At 72.2% G+C, this 18,272-nt stretch carries 13 protein-coding genes; 5 read left to right on the top strand and 8 right to left on the bottom strand.

Translation table 11 applies throughout. The features are described from left to right. Window positions 1–94 precede the first annotated feature (94 nt). The 4 genes from ACIPSJ_RS34085 to ACIPSJ_RS34070 all read right to left on the bottom strand — a co-directional run bounded on the left by ACIPSJ_RS34085 (window position 95) and on the right by ACIPSJ_RS34070 (window position 5,637). Window positions 95–2,449 carry a glycoside hydrolase family 3 N-terminal domain-containing protein gene (locus ACIPSJ_RS34085; RefSeq protein WP_401351539.1) on the bottom strand — a complete coding sequence of 785 codons (2,355 nt, stop codon included), beginning with the start codon at window positions 2,447–2,449 and terminating at the stop codon, window positions 95–97. An 85-nt stretch (window positions 2,450–2,534) separates the two neighbouring features. After that, complete coding sequence (locus ACIPSJ_RS34080) at window positions 2,535–3,365, bottom strand: carbohydrate ABC transporter permease (RefSeq protein ID WP_401351537.1); 831 nt, start codon at window positions 3,363–3,365, stop codon at window positions 2,535–2,537. Beyond that, the gene (locus ACIPSJ_RS34075; RefSeq protein WP_401351576.1) at window positions 3,362–4,213 is read right to left on the bottom strand and encodes a carbohydrate ABC transporter permease; all 852 of its coding nucleotides are present in this window, start codon (window positions 4,211–4,213) and stop codon (window positions 3,362–3,364) included. The genes ACIPSJ_RS34080 and ACIPSJ_RS34075 overlap by 4 nt, the downstream gene beginning before the upstream one ends. 92 nt (window positions 4,214–4,305) lie before the next feature. After that, window positions 4,306–5,637 carry an extracellular solute-binding protein gene (locus ACIPSJ_RS34070; RefSeq protein ID WP_401351535.1) on the bottom strand — a complete coding sequence of 444 codons (1,332 nt, stop codon included), beginning with the start codon at window positions 5,635–5,637 and terminating at the stop codon, window positions 4,306–4,308. Between the two features lie 516 nt (window positions 5,638–6,153). Here ACIPSJ_RS34070 and ACIPSJ_RS34065 point away from each other — a divergent pair. From ACIPSJ_RS34065 to ACIPSJ_RS34045, 5 genes are all read left to right on the top strand, one after another. Then, window positions 6,154–6,915: a DeoR/GlpR family DNA-binding transcription regulator gene (locus ACIPSJ_RS34065; RefSeq protein WP_359212306.1), complete on the top strand. Its 762-nt coding sequence runs from the start codon at window positions 6,154–6,156 to the stop codon at window positions 6,913–6,915. Between the two features lie 86 nt (window positions 6,916–7,001). Continuing rightward, the gene (locus ACIPSJ_RS34060; RefSeq protein WP_401351533.1) at window positions 7,002–8,357 is read left to right on the top strand and encodes an ABC transporter substrate-binding protein; all 1,356 of its coding nucleotides are present in this window, start codon (window positions 7,002–7,004) and stop codon (window positions 8,355–8,357) included. A gap of 79 nt (window positions 8,358–8,436) precedes the next feature. Further along, complete coding sequence (locus ACIPSJ_RS34055; protein ID WP_401351531.1) at window positions 8,437–9,396, top strand: carbohydrate ABC transporter permease; 960 nt, start codon at window positions 8,437–8,439, stop codon at window positions 9,394–9,396. After that, window positions 9,393–10,241 (top strand): carbohydrate ABC transporter permease, encoded by an 849-nt coding sequence (locus ACIPSJ_RS34050; RefSeq protein ID WP_359212300.1) that lies wholly within the window; start codon window positions 9,393–9,395, stop codon window positions 10,239–10,241. Before ACIPSJ_RS34055 ends, ACIPSJ_RS34050 begins: the two co-directional genes overlap by 4 nt. Next, window positions 10,238–11,227 (top strand): zinc-dependent alcohol dehydrogenase family protein, encoded by a 990-nt coding sequence (locus ACIPSJ_RS34045; protein ID WP_401351529.1) that lies wholly within the window; start codon window positions 10,238–10,240, stop codon window positions 11,225–11,227. The genes ACIPSJ_RS34050 and ACIPSJ_RS34045 overlap by 4 nt, the downstream gene beginning before the upstream one ends. A gap of 30 nt (window positions 11,228–11,257) precedes the next feature. On the opposite strand, the gene ACIPSJ_RS34040 is transcribed toward ACIPSJ_RS34045, so the two are convergent. The 4 genes from ACIPSJ_RS34040 to ACIPSJ_RS34025 all read right to left on the bottom strand — a co-directional run bounded on the left by ACIPSJ_RS34040 (window position 11,258) and on the right by ACIPSJ_RS34025 (window position 18,197). Beyond that, window positions 11,258–12,406, bottom strand: a complete 1,149-nt coding sequence (locus tag ACIPSJ_RS34040; RefSeq protein ID WP_401351527.1) for a substrate-binding domain-containing protein — start codon at window positions 12,404–12,406, stop codon at window positions 11,258–11,260. Continuing rightward, window positions 12,403–13,434 (bottom strand): ABC transporter permease, encoded by a 1,032-nt coding sequence (locus ACIPSJ_RS34035; RefSeq protein ID WP_359212291.1) that lies wholly within the window; start codon window positions 13,432–13,434, stop codon window positions 12,403–12,405. Before ACIPSJ_RS34035 ends, ACIPSJ_RS34040 begins: the two co-directional genes overlap by 4 nt. Then, window positions 13,431–14,969 carry a sugar ABC transporter ATP-binding protein gene (locus ACIPSJ_RS34030; RefSeq protein ID WP_401351526.1) on the bottom strand — a complete coding sequence of 513 codons (1,539 nt, stop codon included), beginning with the start codon at window positions 14,967–14,969 and terminating at the stop codon, window positions 13,431–13,433. The genes ACIPSJ_RS34035 and ACIPSJ_RS34030 overlap by 4 nt, the downstream gene beginning before the upstream one ends. A 69-nt stretch (window positions 14,970–15,038) precedes the next feature. Further along, entirely contained in the window at window positions 15,039–18,197 is a 3,159-nt protein-coding gene (locus ACIPSJ_RS34025) for a SpoIIE family protein phosphatase (RefSeq protein ID WP_401351525.1), read from the bottom strand. Window positions 18,198–18,272: the final 75 nt, after the last annotated feature.

Raw genomic sequence — 18,272 nt, 5'->3', positions numbered from 1 at the left:
GTCCGTACCCCGCGCCTGAACCTCCCTGCCTCGCGTCCGAACAGCGGGAGAGGGGCGGACGGCTGCTGCCGTCCGCCCCTCTCCGTCACTCCCCTCAGCCGCGCTCCACCCGCACCGGCACACCGTGCCGCCGCAGCACCGCCGCGTCCCGCTCCCCGCCCACCAGCTCGATGCGCGCCTCGGCCGGGGTGTCGCCGCTCGACGCACCCGCGTACAGCACGATCTCGCCGGGCTCGACGATCCGGTGCCCCGCCAGCCCCGTGAAGGCCAGCCGGTCGGTGTGCACGTCGAAGCGGACCGTCGCCTCCTCGCCGGGCCCCAGCCGCACCTTGGCGAAGCCGAGCAGCGCCCGCACCGGCCGGGTGACCTGGGCGACCGGGTCGGTGAAGTACAGCTGGACGGTCTCGGCACCGGGCCGCGAACCGGTGTTCCGCACCCGCACCGAGGCCGTGAACTCCCCGTCCGTCGGCACCAGTTCGTCGTCCACGGCCAGGCCGTCGATCTCGAAGGTGGTGTAGGACAGTCCGTGCCCGAAGGGGAAGGCGGGGGTGGGGTCGAGGTTGGACAGCCAGCTCTGCCGGTCACCGAGCGGCGGATGCAGATACGTGTACGGCTGCCCCGCAGGCGAGTTGGGGATCTGCACGGGCAGCTTGCCGCTGAAGTCGGCCGCGCCGGAGAGGAGTTCGGCGACCGCGCGGCCACCCTCCTCGCCCGGCAGGAAGACCTGCACCAGGGCCGCCGCGTCCGGCGCGAACCGGCCCACGGCGTACGGCCGTCCGCTGCTGACCACGAGCACGACCGGGGTGCCGGTCGCCAGCACCGCCGCCACCAGCTCCTCCTGCACGCCGGGCAGCCGCAGATCCTCGACGTCACACCCCTCGCCGGAGGTGCCGATGCCGAACATGCCCGCCTTGTCGCCGACGACCAGCACGGCGAGGTCCGCCCCCGCGGCCACGGCGATCGCCTCCGGGATCCCGGCCCGGTCCTCGTCCCTGATCGGGCAGCCCTGAGCGAACTCCCATTCCACGTCTGGGAGTTCGGTGCCGAGCGCGGTGCGCAGCGACACCGCCTCGACACCGTTGCCGAGGTCGTCGCGGTCGGAGAGCACATGGTTGGGGAAGCTGTAGCAGCCGAACATCGTGCGCACGTCGTCCGCGCACGGGCCGATCAGGGCGATGCGGCCGGTGGACGGGAGGGGCAGTGTGCCGTCGTTCGACAGCAGGACGGCGCCGGACCGCGCGACCGCGTGGGCGAGCCGGCGGTTCTCCGGCTTGTCCAGGTCGAGTTCGCCCGCGCGCAGGGCGGGCGGTACCGGAGTCCAGCCGGGGTCCAGGAGACCGAGTGCGACCTTCTGCCGCAGTACCCGGCGCACCGCCCGGTCGACATCGGCCTCGTCGGCCGCACCGGCGCGCACGGCGGCGACCAGCACGGCGCCGAAGCCGCGCTGGTCGGGCAGTTCGACGTCCATCCCGGCGGTGAGGGCCAGTGCCCCGGCCCCGGCCAGGTCGGCCGCGACCCGGTGCGCGTTCACCAGGAACGGCAGCGACCAGTAGTCGGAGACGACCGTGCCCTCGAAGCCCCACTCCTCGCGCAGCACCCCGGTCAGCAGCCGACGGCTCGCGGCGGGGGCCTCGCCGTCGATCTCGGCGTAGGAGTTCATGACCGAGCCCACTCCGGCGGCGACGATCCGTTCGAAGGGCGGCAGGATGACGTCGTTCAGTTCGCGGCGGCCGATACCGACCGGGGCGTGGTTGCGGCCGCCCATGGAGGCGGAGTACCCGGCGAAGTGCTTGAGGGTGGCGTACACCCCCGCGCTCTGCAGGCCCAGCACATACGCCTCGCCCATCTCCCCGACGAGGTACGGGTCTTCGCCGTACGTCTCCTCGCAGCGCCCCCAGCGGTAGTCGCGGACGACGTCGACGACGGGGGCGAGGCCCTGGTGGACCCCGGCCGCGGCCATGTCGGCGCCGATGGCCGCGCCGACCCGCCGGATCAGGGCGGGGTCGAAGGTGGCCGCCATGCCCAGCGAGGTGGGGTAGATGGTGGCGCCGTAGGCGGTGAAGCCGGTGAGGCACTCGTCGTGGGCCATGGCCGGGATGCCGAAGCGGCTCTGTGCCGTGATCTGCCGCTGGCGTTCGGCCAGCAGGCGGGCGTGGTCCAGGGCGGGCCGGGGCAGGGTGCCGTAGGGGCGGGTGAGCTGGCCGAGGCCGTGCCGGGCGGTCTGGTCGAGGTCGCCGACCCGGCCGAACAGGTTGGTGCCGGGGGCGACCTCGGGGCCGGCCGGCTCCACGTCCTCCCAGGTGCTGCTCAGCTGGGCGGCCTTCTCCTCCAGGGTGAGCCGGGCGAGCAGTGCCTCGACGCGTTCGTCGGCCGGGCGGTCCGGGTCGGCCCAGGGGCGCTCGTCACCCGCCGGGGAGGGCGCGGAGTGGTCCGGCGTGGTGGTCGTCATGCACGACTCCTCGTGGGGGTTGTTCGTGGGCATGCCGAGGGAGGCCGGCGCGTCACGGCACCGGCCGACTCCTCCGCGGTATGCGTTACTTGGAGAATCCGGCGGTCAGTCCGGCGACCAGCTGCCGTCGGGCGAGGACGAAGACGACCAGCATGGGCAGGGTGGAGAGGACCACCGCGGCCATGGTGGCGGGCACGTTGATGCCGAACTCGCCCTTGTAGAGGGTGAGGGCGAGTGGCAGTACGGCCTTGTCGCCGCTCTGGGTGAGGATCAGCGGGAAGAGGAAGCCGTTCCAGACCTGGAGGCCGTCGTACACGGCGACCGTCACCAGTGCGGGCCTGGCCATCGGCGCGGCGAGCGAGAACAGCATCCGCCAGTCGCCGGCGCCGTCCACGACCATCGCCTCGAACAGCGAGCGCGGGATGTCCCGCAGGAAGCTGACCAGGATCATCACGGTGACCGGCAGCGCGAACGCCGCCGAGGGCAGCACGATCGCGAGCAGGCTGTCGTACAGGTGCATACGGATGATCAGCAGGTAGACCGGGATGATCACCGCCTGGAGGGGGATCGCCAGGCCCAGGAGGTAGAGGCGGAAGGTCAGGCGGGACCAGCGGTCGGTGTGGCGGACGATCGAGAACGCGGCCATCAGGGCGACGACGATGACGATCGCGACCGTGGCGGCGGTGACGATCACGCTGTTGACCAGGTAGGTCGTGAAGTCGCCGACGAGGACGGTCCGGTAGTTGGCGAGGCTCGGGTGGGCGGGCGGCGCCAGCGGGTTGCCGGTGGTGAAGTCGGCCTGGCCGCGGAGGCTGGTGACGACCACCCAGTACAGGGGGACGACAACCAGCGCGGTCCACAGCAGCGTGGCGCCGCCGGCGGCGGTACGGCGCAGGCTCGCGACGACGGTGCTCACATGCCCTCCTGCTGGCTGTCCATCCGGGTGAAGCCGGACAGGCGGGTGGTCAGCAGCGACAGCGCGAGGCCGAAGACCACCAGAAGGGTGGCCAGCGCGCTGGCCCGGCCCATGTCGTGGGTCTGGAAGCCGGTGATGTACATGGCCAGCGGCAGCACCCGGGTCGCGGTGCCCGGACCTCCGGTGCCGCCGGACAGGACGTAGATCAGGTCGAAGTAGGTCAGCGAGCCCACCAGCATGAGGGTGCTCGACGTGACGAAGGTGTACTTCAGCTGCGGCAGGGTGATCCGCAGCAGGCGGGTGACGGGGCCGGCGCCGTCGATGGCCGCGGCCTCGTACAGCGACACCGGGATCTGCCGCACGCCCGCCTGGTAGAGCAGGGCGTGGAAGGGCACGAACTGCCAGGCGATCACGAAGATCACCGTGTAGAGGGCGAGGTCGGGCGAGCCGAGCAGGGGCCTGGCGAGCCAGTGCAGTCCGGGGGCGGCGCCGATGCCGAAGGACGGGTCGAGCAGGGCCTGCCAGGTGAGACCGATCGCGACCGCGGAGAGCAGCAGCGGCAGGAACCACACCACGGCGAGGAACGCCCGCAGCCGGCCCCGGGGTGCCTGGAAGAGGCCGAGCGCCAGTGAGACGGGCGTCTGGACCAGCCAGCTGACCACCATCACCTTGAGGGTGAGCCACAGGGCCTGCCAGGTGGCGTCGTCGGTGAGGACGCCGGTCCAGTTGGCGAGGCCGGACCAGCCGATCGAGCCGAGGCCGTCCCAGCGGGAGAGGCTCAGCACCAGCACACCGCCCAGCGGGACCAGGCCGAACAGGCCGAACAGGAGCAGGGCGGGCGCGGCCATCAGCAGACCGCCGCGGCGGCGCCCGGAGCGGCCCGTGGCCGGGCGCGCCCTGTGGGACGCGACCGGCCGCGGGGTACGAACCACGGTGGTCACTACTGCGCCGCCTTGCTCATGTTCGTGCCGAACCCCTCGGGCGTGATCTGCCCCAGGAACGACTTGTCCACATTGGTCAGCAGCGGGTCGGCCTGGTCGGAGGGGAGCGCCTGGTCCCAGGAGAGCTGGAAGTTCGGCGAGTTCTGCACCAGGTCGTACACGAAGGTCAGCCACTTCTTGTCGTCGGCCGACGACACCGCCGCCAGCTTCGAGTCCAGCTTGTTGACCGGGGGCACGCTGCCGGCCGCCAGGTAGGCGTCGACCTGGGAGTCGTCGAGGACGTAGTCCTTGAGGTAGGTGAGCGCCGCCGGCTTGTTCTTGCTCTTCGAGTTCAGCGAGAGGAAGTTCGACGGGTTGCCGACGATGTCCTTCGGGTCGCCCTTGCCGCCGGACAGGGACGGGAAGGCGACATAGCCGAGGTCCTTCTTCGCGAAGTCCGGGGCGGCCTTGACGATGTTGGCGTACTCCCAGGTGCCCATCAGCTCCATGCCGGCCTTGCCGGTGTAGAGGAGGGCGGTGGAGGCGCCCTGGTCGTAGCTGACGGAGGAGGCGTTGTCGCCGAAGGCCCCCGCCTTGGCGAGTTCCTGGAGGCGGGTGTTGGCCGCGGTGACCGAGGCGTCCTTCCAGCCGGCGGCGGACCCGGCGGCGATCCGGTCGAACACCTGGGATCCGCCCTCGCGGTCCAGCAGGTACTCCAGGTACATCAGCGTCGGCCACTTGGAGTTGGCGGCGAGGGATATCGGGGTGACGCCGGCGCTCTTGATCTTCTTCACGTCGGTCAGCAGGTCGGCGTAGGTCTTCGGGGGCTGGACGCCCGCGTCCCTGAAGACCTTCTTGTTGTAGTAGAGGACCACCGGGGCGAGGCCGTTGGCGGGGACGCCGTAGACCTGGCCGTCGAAGGTGGCGCTCTTCAGGACGCTCGGCGTGAACCGGAGCAGGTCCACCTGGGCGTCGGTCAGGGTGTCGACCTTGCCGGCCTTGACGTAGTCGTCGAGCGCTCCGCCGCCCCAGCTGAAGAAGATGTCCGGGGCCTGGTCCGCGCCGAAGGCCACCCGCAGCTTCTGCTTGTAGTCGTCGTTCGCGAACAGCCGCAGGGTGATCTTCGCGTCCGGGTGGTCCTTGTTGTAGGCGTCGACGGACTGCTTGAGGATCGTCTGGTCGTTGAGCGCCCACATCGTCAGTCCCTTGGCCGACGAGGCCGCCGAAGGGCCGGAGCTCCCGCAGGCGGCGAGGCCGAGGGCCGCCATCACGGTGACCGCCGCCACGGCCGCGCGTCGGCGTCTCGGCGCCCCCAGGGTGCCGGGCTGTGAAACTGCGGGAATTCCGCGCATGCTCTGCCTCTCTTCTTTCGGCATGCCGTATGGGTGCCAGGGCAGAAGGGCTCCGCAGCGAAATGCTTTCGCGGTGCCTCACCACACGGTGGTCTGCCTGCTGGACCGGGACACTGGCATGCCGTTCATGGCAGGGACAAGAAGGGGAAATCGCTCGGTTACGAAACTCTTTCGGCTTCGAGGCCGTGACCTGCCCGGCCCGCGCCCGGCCGCTCGGTTCCGGACCGGATGCGGATGTCCCGCCGGGCCCGTCGGGACATGCGGGCGGCGAACGGGCACCCGTCCGCCGCGGAGCGGGCATCCGGCCCCCGGTCCGCGGGGCCCCGCACCCCCGCGTCCAGCGCCTCCGCGCTCCGGGAAGCGGGCACATTCGGTCAGCAACCGGCCTACGGCGCACCTGGTCAACGCCCGTGCTCGCCTTGTACAAATTTGGCCACCGGAGCCCGGGCGGGCCGGACTCCGGGTGCTGAGCCGGCGCGGGCGTCCTGCGCGGAGCCGGGGAACGGAGGTGTCGACGTGGACGCCGAGGAACGAAGACGCGGGATCCTGGCGACGGCGCGCCGCTCGGGTTCCGTCGACGTCGGGAAGCTCGCCGCCGGTCTCGGGGTCTCCAAGGAGACCGTGCGGCGCGATCTGAACCTCCTGGAGAACCACGGGCTGGTCCGCCGCACCCACGGCGGCGCGCACCCCGTGGAGAGCGCGGGCTTCGAGACCACGCTCGCCTTCCGCACCACCGAGCACATCCCCGAGAAGTCCCGGATCGCGGCCGCCGCGGCCGCGCTGGTCGGGGACGCCGAGACCGTCTACATCGACGAGGGCTACACCCCGCAGCTCATCGCCGCCGCCCTCCCCCGCGACCGGCCGCTGACCGTGGTCACCTCCTCGCTGGCCACGGCGGGTGACCTGGCCTCGGCCGAGAACATCACCGTGCTGCTGCTCGGCGGCCGGGTGCGGGGCGGGACGCTGGCCACGGTCGACCACTGGGCGCGGCGCATGCTGTCCGACTTCGTCATCGACCTGGCGTACGTCGGCGCCAACGGCATCTCCCGCCAGTGGGGACTCACCACCCCCGACCCCGGGGTCGGCGAGGTGAAGGCCGAGGTCATGCGGATCGCCAAGCGCCGGGTGTTCTCCGGCGTCCACACCAAGTTCGGCGCCGTGAGCTTCTGCCGGTTCGCGAACGTCACGGACTTCGAGGCCATCGTCACCGACACCGGGCTGCATTCCTCCGAGGCCCGCCGCTACGCCCTGCTGGGTCCCCAGGTCATCCAGGCCTGAGCCGCACCTCCCCTCCCCCCTTTCCGTCCCCGCAAGGCCGGGGCCCTGGTTCCGCACGCCCTCGAACACTCTCGTTGGAGTCAGTCATGCGCACACGAAGAATGGTCCACGTCCTGCTCACGGCCACCGCCGCGGGCTCGCTGCTGGTCGCCTGCAGCGGAGCGGGCGGCACCTCCGCCTCCGGGGGCGGCGGCAAGAGCATCAACGTGCTGATGGTCGGCAACCCGCAGATGGAGGACATCCAGAAGCTGACCAAGTCCACGTTCACCAAGGACACCGGCATCAAGGTCAACTTCACGATCCTCCCCGAGAACGAGCTGCGCGACAAGGTCACCCAGGACGTCGCCACCCAGGCCGGCCAGTACGACGTCGCCACCATCGGCGCCTACGAGGTGCCGATCTGGCAGAAGAACGGCTGGCTGCACGAGCTCAGCTCCTACGCCGACCAGGACACCGCGTTCGACACGGCCGACCTGCTCAAGCCGATGGTCACCGCGCTGTCCGGCTCGGACGGCAAGCTCTACGCCCTGCCGTTCTACGGCGAGTCGTCCTTCCTCATGTACAACAAGGACGTCATGAAGGCGAAGGGCGTCACGGTGCCCGAGCACCCGACCTGGCAGCAGATCGCCGGCATCGCGGCCAAGGTCGACCACGCGGAGCCCGGGATGCGGGGCATCTGCCTGCGCGGCCTGGCCGGCTGGGGCGAGCTGGGGGCGACCCTGACGACCGTGGTCAACACCTACGGCGGCACCTGGTTCACCAAGGACTGGCAGGCCCAGGTGAACAGCCCGGCCTTCAAGAAGGCGACCGACTTCTACGTCGACCTGGTCAGGAAGCACGGCGAGGCGGGCGCCGCGCAGTCCGGCTTCACCGAGTGCCTGAACGCCATGAGCCAGAAGAAGGTCGCGATGTGGTACGACGCCACCAGCGCGGCCGGCTCCCTTGAGGACCCCAGCACCAGCAAGATCGCCGGTCATGTCGGGTACGCCTACGCGCCGACCGCCGAGACCAAGAGCAGTGGCTGGCTGTGGAGTTGGGCGTGGGCCATGCCCAAGACCACCAAGAACGCCGACGCGGCCTCGAAGTTCATGCTGTGGGCGTCCAGCAAGAAGTACGAGAGCCTGGTCGGCGAGAAGCTCGGCTGGTCGCGGGTCCCGGCCGGCAAGCGGGCCAGCACGTACGCGATCCCCGCGTACCAGAAGGCCGCCGGGTCGTTCGGTGACATCACCCTGAAGTCCATCGAGCAGGCCGACCCGGCCGACCCCGGCACCCAGCCGAGGCCGACCGTGGGCGTCCAGTACGTGGCCATCCCCGAGTTCCAGGACCTGGGCACCAAGGTCACCCAGGAGATCTCCGCCGCCATCGCCGGCAGGACGAGTGTGGACAAGGCGCTCGACGACGGCCAGAAGCAGGCCGAGGACGTCGCCAAGAACTACCGGTGACCGTCACCGCCCGGCCGGCCCCGACGGCCGGCCGGGCGCCCCTCCCCCACCCCGGCTGTCACCGGCAGAGGAACTCTCCATGACCACGCTCACCGCTCCACCCCGGACGGCACCACCGCCCAACCGCGCCCGCACGTCCGCCGGCTCCGGCAAGTGGAAGCGCCGCCTCCCGCTGCTCCCGGCGCTCGTCTTCACCATCGTCGTCACGCAGTTGCCCTTCGTGGCCACCATCGTGATCTCCACGCTCCAGTGGAACATCCTCAAGCCCGGCGAACGGCACTTCGTCGGCCTGTCCAACTTCACGTTCGTCTTCACCGACGAACGGCTGCGCACCGCGGTGCTCAACACCGTCGTGCTCACCGCGTCGGTGGTGCTGATCAGCGTGGTCCTCGGCCTCGGTCTGGCGCTGCTCCTGGACCGCCGGTTCGCCGGCCGGGGACTGGCCCGGACGATGCTGATCGCGCCGTTCCTGGTGATGCCGGTCGCGGCGGCGCTGCTGTGGAAGCACGCCATCTACAACCCCGACTACGGCCTGCTCAACGGCACCCTCAACGCCGTCTACCGGCTGTTCGGCGCCGCCAACGGCCCGACGGTCGACTGGGTCTCGTCGTATCCGATGCCCGCCGTCGTCGTCTCCCTGGTGTGGCAGTGGACGCCGTTCATGATGCTGATCCTGCTGGCCGGTCTGCAGGCGCAGCCCGGTGACGTCCTGGAGGCGGCCCGCGTGGACGGCGCGTCGGCGATGGCGACCTTCCGCTTCATCACCCTGCCGCACCTGCGCCAGTACATCGAGCTGGGCGTCCTGCTCGGCACGATCTACGTCGTGCAGACCTTCGACGCGGTCTACACGATCACCCAGGGCGGCCCCGGCTCGCAGACGACGAACCTGCCCTACGAGATCTACCTGACCATGTTCCGCAAGTACGAGTACGGCCAGGCGGCCGCCGCCGGAGTGGTCGTCGTGCTCGGCTCGATCGTGATCGCGACGTTCGCGCTGCGCACCATCGCGTCGCTGTTCCGCGAGGAGGTGTCCCGATGACAGGTCTCGCGACGACCCGGGAGGACCAGGGGGCCGCGGCACGGCTGTCGCCGCTGTGGACCTTCGTCGCCTGGCTCGCCACGCTGGCGTTCTTCGCGCCGGTGGCGTGGATGGTGCTCACCTCCTTCCACCAGGAGGCGGACGCGGCGACCAACCCGCCGACGCCCTTCGCGCCGCTCACCTTCGACCAGTACCGGCTGCTGTTCAGCCGGGACATCACCCCGTTCCTGCTCAACTCGGCGATGGCCAGCGTGATTTCGACACTGCTGGTGCTGGCCCTCGCGGTGCCGACGGCCTACGCGCTGTCCATCAAGCCGGTCCGGAAGTGGACCGACGTGATGTTCTTCTTCCTGTCCACGAAGTTCCTGCCGGCCATCGCGGCCCTGCTGCCCGTGTACCTGATCGTCAAGGACGCCGGGATGCTGGACAACGTGTGGACGCTGATCGTCCTCTACACCGCGATGAACCTGCCGATCGCGGTGTGGATGATGCGCTCGTTCCTCGCCGAGGTGCCCAGGGAGATCCTGGAGGCCGCCGAGGTCGACGGCGCCGGCCTGCTGACCGTGCTGGGGCGGATCGTCGCCCCGGTCGCGGCACCGGGGCTGGCGGCCACCTCGCTGATCTGCTTCATCTTCAGCTGGAACGAGTTCATGTTCGCCGTGAACCTCACCGCGACCAACGCGTCGACGGCGCCGGTCTTCCTGGTCGGTTTCATCACCAGCGAGGGCCTCTTCCTCGCCCGGCTCTGCGCCGCCGCCACCCTGGTCTCCCTGCCGGTCCTGATCGCCGGTTTCGCCGCCCAGGACAAACTGGTCCGCGGCCTGTCCCTAGGAGCAGTCAAATGAGAGCCGCCGTCATCGAAGCCCCCGGCAGGGTCACCGTCACCACGGTGCCCGATCCCGCCCCCGGGCCGCGCGAGGTCGTGGTCGAGGTGGCGGCCTGCGGACTGTGCGGGACCGATCTGCACATCCTGCGGGGCGAGTTCGCCCCGACCCTGCCGGTCGTGCCGGGCCACGAGTTCGCCGGGCGGGTCGTGGAACGCGGCCGTGAGGTCACCGAACTCGCGATCGGCGACCGGGTCGCCGTGGACCCCTCGCTGTACTGCAACGAGTGCCGCTACTGCCGGGCCGGACGCAACAACCTCTGCGACCGCTGGCAGGCGATCGGGGTGACCGTGGCGGGCGGCGCCGCCGAGTACGCCGTGGCCCCCGTCGCCAACTGCGTACGGCTGCCGGACCACGTGGACGTCCAGGACGCGGCCCTCGTCGAGCCGCTGTCCTGCGCCGTGCGCGGCTACGACGTGCTGAGCGGCAGGCTCGGCTCCCATGTGCTGATCTACGGCAGCGGCACCATGGGCCTGATGATGCTGGAGCTGGCCAAGCGCACCGGCGCCGCCTCGGTCGACGTCGTCGACATCAACCCGGAACGACTCGCCACGGCCGCGAAGTTGGGCTCCTCGCGGACGGCTCCCTCGGCCGACGAGCTCGAACGGCCGGGCGGCTGGGACGTGGTGGTCGACGCCACCGGCAACGCGGCCGCCATCCAGGACGGCCTGGAGCGGGTGGCCAAGGCCGGCACCTTCCTCCAGTTCGGCGTCGCCGACTACGCGACCCGGGTGACCATCGACCCGTACCGCGTCTACAACCAGGAGATCACCATCACCGGCTCCATGGCCGTACTGCACAGCTACGAACGCGCGGCGGAACTCTTCGCCAACGGTGTCCTCGATCCCCAGGTCTTCATCAGCCACCGGCTGCCGCTCGCGGAGTACCCGCAGGCGCTGGAGCGGTTCGCGGCAGGGGTGGGACGGAAGATCCTGGTGGTGCCCTGACCGTCCGGCCGACCGCTCCGTGACGGTCCGTCACCCGCCCCAGATCTTCCGGTACGCCTCGCGGTAGCCCGTCGGGTCCCAGGAGGTGGCGCCGTCGGTGTTGTCGGCGGTCGACACATGCACCGGTGCCGCGTATCCACTGGCCGGGTCGCCGGCGAAGGCGCGGTTGAACTCGTCGACGATCTGCCAGCCCTGCTGGGTCAGCGGCTCGGGGACGGTGGCGGACTGGTACTGACCGCTGTTGACCCGCTGGAAGGCGGACGGGTCGCCGTCCCCCGCGCCGATGTTGTACGGCGGCCCCGCACCCGGTGCGCCGGCCGCGCGGAAGGCGGGGGCGGCGTCGGCGAAGTACAGGTCGTTGATGGCGACGGAGTGGGTCCACCGGTCGCCGAACCGGGACAGGAGGGAGGCGACCTCGCGCGGGGTACGGCTGCTCGCGTCCGGGATCGGGATGTTCTCGTACGCCAGGACGCGTACCCCCCGGCAGGTGGCGAGTTCCTTCCTGATCAGATCGGACTTGGTGCGGGCGAACGGGATCGACGCGTCGGTGAAGACCACCGCCCCGGCCCGGCCGCGCGAGTGTCCGATGATCCACTGGGCGCTGATCCGGGCCACGTCCTGGACGCGCGTGGTGACGTTGCTGAACAGCGGGGGCCGTCGGCTGGGGCCCGGCGCGGCGACCGCGTGCCAGCCGACCAGCGGGATGTGTTCGGCGCCGGCCCGGGACACCTGCTGCGAGGTGGAGTTGGGGTCGAAGCCGCCGATGACGATCCCCGAGGGCTTGAGCGCGACCGCCTGCCCCATCGCCGCCTGGATCCCGGCCGGGGTGCCCCCGCCGTCGATCACCCGGACATTCCAGCCGACGACCCGCGCCGCCTCCTTCACGCCCTGCGCGACACCCGCGACACCCGGGTTGGTCATCGTCTGCGCCACGTACACCAGGGACTTCCCCGGCACCGCACGCGGCCCGGTGGTCGGCCCCCGCCACGGCGCATCGGTCCGCTCCGCCCGCGCGACGGCCGCACGAGCGGTGTCGTAGACGGCGGGGCAACCGCTCGGACCGGTCGCCGACTCCCCCGGCCCGTCCGGCGACGAACCACGTTCACAGCCGGCCAGCACCACCACCGCCGTCACCAGCAGAACGGCGGCTCGGCGGAGGCTCCGCGAGTGGACGGTCATGCGGCGCCCCCCTCCGCCGGTTCCGGTGGGTCGGGCGGGAGGCCGGTGTCGGTGCGGAGGCGGCGGCGGGAGGCGTAGCCCGCCAGGCCGACGGCGATCAGCAGGGTGCCGCCGTAGAAGAGGGGGACGGTCCAGAAGTCGGCGCCCAGCTGGCCGATGCCGGTGAGGCCCACGGCGAGGACGGCGACGGCGACGACCGTGCCGAGGACGTTGGGGCGGCCGGGCCTGATCGCCGTCGAGCCGAGGAGGGCGGCGGCGAAGGCGGGCAGCAGGTAGTCGAGGCCGACGCTGGGGTTGCCGAGCTGCTGCTGGGCGGCGAGCAGCACCCCGGCCAGACCGACGATCAGCCCCGACGCGGTGAACGCGTACACCGTGCAGCTGCGGGTGCGGATGCCGACCAGCTCGGCCGCGCGCGGGTTGGAGCCGACGACGTACAGGTACCGGCCGAGCGGCAGCCGCTCCAGCACCAGCCAGAGCACGGCGGCCAGCGCGAGGACGTAGAAGGCGGGGATCGGCAGGCCGAGGAACCGGGAGTCGTAGAGGTCGGTGAAGGCGGGCGGCAGGCCCTGCGGTCCGGGCACGATCCGGCCGCCGCCGGTGACCCAGCCGGTGATCGCGTACATCATGCTGCCGGTGCCGAGGGTGGCGATGAAGGAGTCGATCCGCCCGAACTCCACCACGATCCCGTTGAGGACCCCGGCGAGGCCGCCGCCGACGACCACGGCGGCACAGGCGAGCGGCCAGGGCCAGCCCTCCTCGACGATCAGCTTCATCACCATGACGTGGGCGAGACCGAGGCCGTAGCCGAGGGAGAGGTCGAAGGCGCCGGTGACGACGGGGACGGTGGCGGCGAGCGCGAGGACGGCCGGGATGGACTGGGTGGACAGGATCGAGTCGGCGGTGTCGAGGGTGGGGAAGGTCCGGGGCAGCGCGAGCGAGAAGACCAGGACGAGGAGGAGGGTGAGGACCGGCAGGCCGTAGGAGCCGATCAGATGGCCGCCCGGGCGGGGCGTACGGCGGCCGGTCATGGCCGGCCGCCGGTTCCGGGCGGGGCAACGGCCGACGCCGCCCGGGTGAGTTCCGCGGCCGTGAGAGCGGCGCCGCTCAGCTCGGCCGTCACCGAACCGCGGACGAGCACGACGGCCCGCCGGCACACCTCCGCGACCTCCTCGAAGTCGGTGGAGACGAGCAGCACCGCGAGGCCGCCGGCGAGCGCCTCGTCGAGCAGCCGGTGGATCGCGCCCCGGGCGCCGATGTCGACGCTCGCGGTGGGCTCCTCCAGGATCAGCAGGCGGGGGCCCGCGCGCAGCCGGCGGCCGATCATGACCTTCTGCTGGTTGCCGCCGGAGAGCGTGGCGACGGGCGCCTCGGTGTCGCGCGGGCGCACCGCGAGCCGGTCGACCAGCGCGGCGGCCTCGGCCCGTTCCCGGCGCGGGCGGATCGGGCGCAGGGCCGGGACGCCGTCGGCGCGGGGGTTGGCGAGGAGGTTCTCGCGCACGGTCAGCCGGGGGAGGCAGCCCTCCCGCAGCCGGTCGCCGGGGACCAGGCCGACCCCGTGGGCGACGGCGTCGGCGACCGTGCGGGGGCGGTAGGGCCGGCCGGCGAGCGTGGCGGTGCCGCCGAGGACGGGCAGGGCGCCGGCGAGGGCCCGGCCCAGCTCGACGTGCCCGGCCCCGGAGAGACCGACCAGGCCGAGGGCCTCACCGGCGCTCAGCGTCAGACTCACCGGCCCCGTGCCGCTGGTACGCAGGCCGTCGAGGGTGAGGACGGCCGGTCCCTCGGCGGGGGCCGGGGCGGCGGGGTGGCGGGCGGGGGGCTGCGCGCCGACGATGTCGTGGACGAGGCGGGCGGTGCTGTACCCGGCGAGGGAGCCCCGGCTGACCAGCCGCCCGTCGCGCAGGACGGCGAAGGTGTCGGCGACCTGGTGGACCTCGTCGATGCGGTGGCTGACGTAGAGGATCGCGTGGCCGCGGTCGCGCAGCTCGTGCAGGACGTGGAAGAGCCGGGCGCAGTCGGCGGCCGGGAGCCGGGCGGTGGGCTCGTCGAGCACGATGAGACGCGCGTCGACCGCGAGGGCCCGGGCGATGGCGACCAGGGAGCGTTCGGCGGGCGCGAGCCGGGCGACCGGCGCGTCGGGGTCGAGGTGCGCGGCGACGGTCCCGAGCGCGGCGGCGCAGCGCTCCCGGGTGCGGCGCCAGGAGATCAGGCCGGCCCGGCGGCTGTAGCCGGTGCTCAGGGCGATGTTCTCGGCGACCGTCATCCAGTCCACGAGTCCCAGGTCCTGGTGGATGAAGGACATCGCGCGGGTGGCGGCATGGCTGCCGAGCGGCTGTCCGACGACGGTGATCCGTCCGGCGTCGGGGCGGTGCACACCGGCGAGCACCTTGATGAGCGTGGACTTCCCGGCGCCGTTGGGCCCGAGGAGGGCGAGGACGCTGCCGGCGGTCACGTCGAGGTCGACACCGTCCAGTGCGACGGTCCCGCCGAACCGCTTGACGAGCCCGCGGATGCCGACCACGGGGTCCGCCGCGGAGGGGGAAGCCGCATCCTGGCCGTCACGCACGGTAAGAAATTACATCAATCAGTACGATCCATACGATATGACGCACCCGACGGCGTCCCCCACCTCGTCTCACGCGCCGTCGAGTCCGCATTCGGCCCAGATGACCTTGCCCTCGGCCAGATGCCGGGTGCCCCAGGCCCGGGAGAGCTGGGCGACCAGGAAGAGGCCGCGGCCGCCCTCGTCGGTGCTGGCCGCCCGGCGCAGGTGCGGGGCGGTGTTGCTGGTGTCGGAGACCTCGCAGATCAGGGTGCGGTGGTGCAGCAGCCGTACCCGGACCGGGCCGGCTCCGTGCCGGATGGCGTTGGTGACCAGCTCGCTCAGGATCAGCTCCATCGCGAACGCGGGCTCGTCCAGGCCCCATTCGGTGAGCTTGCCGAGGGCGGCGGCGCGGACCTCGCCGACCAGGGCCGGGTCGGCGGGCAGCTCCCAGGTGGCGATCCGGTCGGGGGCCAGGGCGTGGGTGCGGACCACGAGCAGGGCGATGTCGTCGCACGGGTGGTCGGGCGCCACGCCCTCCAGGATCGCCTGGCAGGTCTCCTCCGGCGTGCGCTCCGGGCGGTGGGCCAGGGCGGCGCGCAGCCGTTCGAGTACGTCGTCCACGTCGCGGTGGCGGTCCTCGATGAGTCCGTCGGTGTAGAGGACCAGCCGGCTGTCCTCCGGCAGGTCGACCTCGACGGCGTCGAAGGGCAGCCCGCCGAGCCCGAGCGGAGGTCCGGCGGGCAGGTCGGGGTAGGAGACCACGCCGTCGGGGCGGACCAGCGCGGGCGGCGGATGGCCGGCCCGGGCCATGACGCAGCGCTGCGCGGTCGGGTCGTAGATGACGTACAGGCAGGTCGCTCCGATGATGCCGGAGCCCTCGCCGTCGGGGTCGTCGCGGTCCAGCCGGCCGACCAGGTCGTCCAGATGGCTGAGCACCTCGTCCGGCGGGAAGTCCAGCTCGGCGAAGCTGCGGGCGGCGGTGCGCAGCCGGCCCATGGTGGCCGCGGAGAGCATGCCGTGCCCCACGACATCGCCGACCAGCAGCCCGATCCGGGCGCCGGGCAGCGGGATGACGTCGTACCAGTCACCGCCGACGTCCGATTCGGCGGGCAGATACCGGTGGGCGATCTCCACGGCGTCCTGGTCGGGCAGCCCGTGCGGCAGCAGCCGGCGCTGGAGGGCCAGGACCATCGAGCGTTCGTGGGTGTAGCGGCGGGCGTTGTCGATGGAGAGGGCGGCCCGGGTGGCCAGTTCCTGGGCCAGCGAACGGTCGTCGTCGCCGAAGGGGGCGGAGTCCAGCGCCCGGTAGAAGCTGGCGATGCCCAGGACGACGCCCCGGGCCACCAGCGGTACGGCGATCAGCGACTGCACATGGGCCAGCAGCCGCTCGGTGTGCTCGGGATCCTGGGCCAGCCAGCCCGCGGCGACCTGCAGGTCCGGCTCCAGCTCCGCCCGGCCGTTGGTCAGGCAGCGCAGCTGCGGGGTGGCAGGGCCGAAGTCGATCCGTTTGCCGACCGGGGTGAAGGGCAGCCCGTCCCGGACCCCGTGCACCACCGTCCGGCGCAGGTCGCTCAGCGGGTCGTCGGCCTCCTCACCGCGCAGCACGGCGTCGGGCAGATCGACGGTCACGAAGTCGGCCAGCTTCGGCACGGCCGTCTGCGCCAGCTCCTCGGCGGTGCGGCGGACGTCGAGCGTGGTACCGATCCGCGCGCTGGCCTCGGACAGCAACTCCAGCCTGCGCCGCGCGGCAAGGGCGTAGGCACCCACCCGCGGCTCACCGAAGAGAACCAGCCGACGGGGGGCATCGGGACTCCCGGCACCGACTTCGGCACCGGCACCGGCACCGGCACCGGCCCCGGCGCCGGCGCCGGTTTCGACCCCGACTTCAACATCGGCTCCGGTTCCCGCTTCGGCTCCGGCTCCCCCTTCGGCATCGGCTCCGGCTTCGACATCGGTATGAGTTCGGGCACCGGTGCCGGCGGAAACTTCTGCGTCCCACCCCGGCCCCGGTTGCAGCGGCGGGGTCGTGGCGTGCTGGGGCTGGGGCTTGGACCGGGACTCGGACGGCCTCGTCGGTGGGGCGGCGACAGCCGGTCCGCCGTCGGGAGCGGCGGGCGGCTCCGGGCCGCCGCAGCCCACGAGAAGGCCGGGCGCGGAACGGTTCGGCGCCCCGGCCCCCGCCGCCCGGCCGGCCGGAGGCCCGAGCAGGCCCCCCTGCGCCGCGCGCCCCGGCGCCCCGAGCCACTCCCCCGCGGCGGGACCGAGCACCTCGCCCAGCCGCAGCCGATGCTGCGAGACGAGCACCGACGACCCCGCTCCCGCACCGGCTCCCGCACTCGCCTCCGCCCCCGGCAGCAGCATCTCGACCGCGAGGCCCTGCACACCGGAGGGACTGGTCACCGGGCGGCTGACGAGCGTGACCCGGCGGCCGTCGGACAGCGAGACGCCCACGGCGGCGTGCTGGGCGTGGGAGATGAGTTCGGCGGCCTTCTCCATGAGGATGGCCCGGTCGTCGGGACGCAGGTCCAGGGCCGGTTCGTCCAGGGAGAGTCCGCGGCCGAGGCCGGCGGCGGACTCGTACGCCCTGAGCAGGACGCGCTCGCGTGCGGAGCTCTGCCGCAGCAGCCGGCGTTCCACGGCCCGTGCGGCCCGGCGGATGATGTCACCGAGGACCGGGGACTCGGCGCTGCGCTGGTAGCCGAAGCAGAGCACGCCCTCCATCCACCCGCTGAGCGGGTCCCGGACCGGCAGGGCGATGCAGGCGTTGCCCTGGGCGCGTTCCGCGAAGTGCTCGGCGCCGTAGACGCGGACCAGGCCACGCTCGGCGAGGGCGAGCCCGATGCCGTTGGTGCCGGCGAACCGCTCGGCGAAGACGAAGCCCGGCTCCACCTGGATCGCGGGCAGGCTGCGGGGCATCGACGGGTCGCCGAAGCGGCGCAGCAGGACGATGCCGCTCGCGTCCGCGAGGGAGATGTTGATCTGGCTGCCCGCGAACCGGACCTGCAGCCGGTCGAGCACCGGCGCCGCCGCCCGCACGATCCGCCCGCCGGGGTCGAAGTCGTCGCGGAAGGGCAGGTCGGACCGGTCCGGCGAGAGACCCAGGGACCGGCAGCGCAGCCAGGAGTCCTTGATCGGCGCCCGCACGCCGCTCTCCACCGGCTCACCCTGCAGGAACCGCTCGCGGAAACGAGCGGGTCCCGTGTCACCCTCCCGATGCCACACAGGCACCAGTTGCCTGCCGGACCGCATCACGCCCTGCCTCACTCACGGTCGAATCATCATCATTTCGTAAAGAAACCGATATAAAAGAGAATACGGACATTG

This window comes from Streptomyces sp. NPDC090088 (assembly GCF_044747345.1).
Taxonomy (GTDB): Bacteria; Actinomycetota; Actinomycetes; order Streptomycetales; family Streptomycetaceae; genus Streptomyces.
The sequence above is the reverse complement of the archived record's forward strand: the minus strand, read 5'-3'. Positions and strand labels throughout refer to the sequence as shown.

What these genes read in the sequence shown, in the direction of transcription:
- ACIPSJ_RS34085 (WP_401351539.1), bottom strand. Translation starts at nt 2,449, where the DNA reads ATGACGACCACCACGCCGGACCACTCCGCGCCCTCCCCGGCGGGTGAC.
- ACIPSJ_RS34075 (WP_401351576.1), bottom strand. Translation starts at nt 4,213, where the DNA reads ATGGCCGCGCCCGCCCTGCTCCTGTTCGGCCTGTTCGGCCTGGTCCCG.
- ACIPSJ_RS34070 (WP_401351535.1), bottom strand. Translation starts at nt 5,637, where the DNA reads ATGCGCGGAATTCCCGCAGTTTCACAGCCCGGCACCCTGGGGGCGCCG.
- ACIPSJ_RS34060 (WP_401351533.1), top strand. Translation starts at nt 7,002, where the DNA reads ATGCGCACACGAAGAATGGTCCACGTCCTGCTCACGGCCACCGCCGCG.
- ACIPSJ_RS34055 (WP_401351531.1), top strand. Translation starts at nt 8,437, where the DNA reads ATGACCACGCTCACCGCTCCACCCCGGACGGCACCACCGCCCAACCGC.
- ACIPSJ_RS34050 (WP_359212300.1), top strand. Translation starts at nt 9,393, where the DNA reads ATGACAGGTCTCGCGACGACCCGGGAGGACCAGGGGGCCGCGGCACGG.
- ACIPSJ_RS34045 (WP_401351529.1), top strand. Translation starts at nt 10,238, where the DNA reads ATGAGAGCCGCCGTCATCGAAGCCCCCGGCAGGGTCACCGTCACCACG.
- ACIPSJ_RS34040 (WP_401351527.1), bottom strand. Translation starts at nt 12,406, where the DNA reads ATGACCGTCCACTCGCGGAGCCTCCGCCGAGCCGCCGTTCTGCTGGTG.
- ACIPSJ_RS34035 (WP_359212291.1), bottom strand. Translation starts at nt 13,434, where the DNA reads ATGACCGGCCGCCGTACGCCCCGCCCGGGCGGCCATCTGATCGGCTCC.
- ACIPSJ_RS34025 (WP_401351525.1), bottom strand. Translation starts at nt 18,197, where the DNA reads ATGCGGTCCGGCAGGCAACTGGTGCCTGTGTGGCATCGGGAGGGTGAC.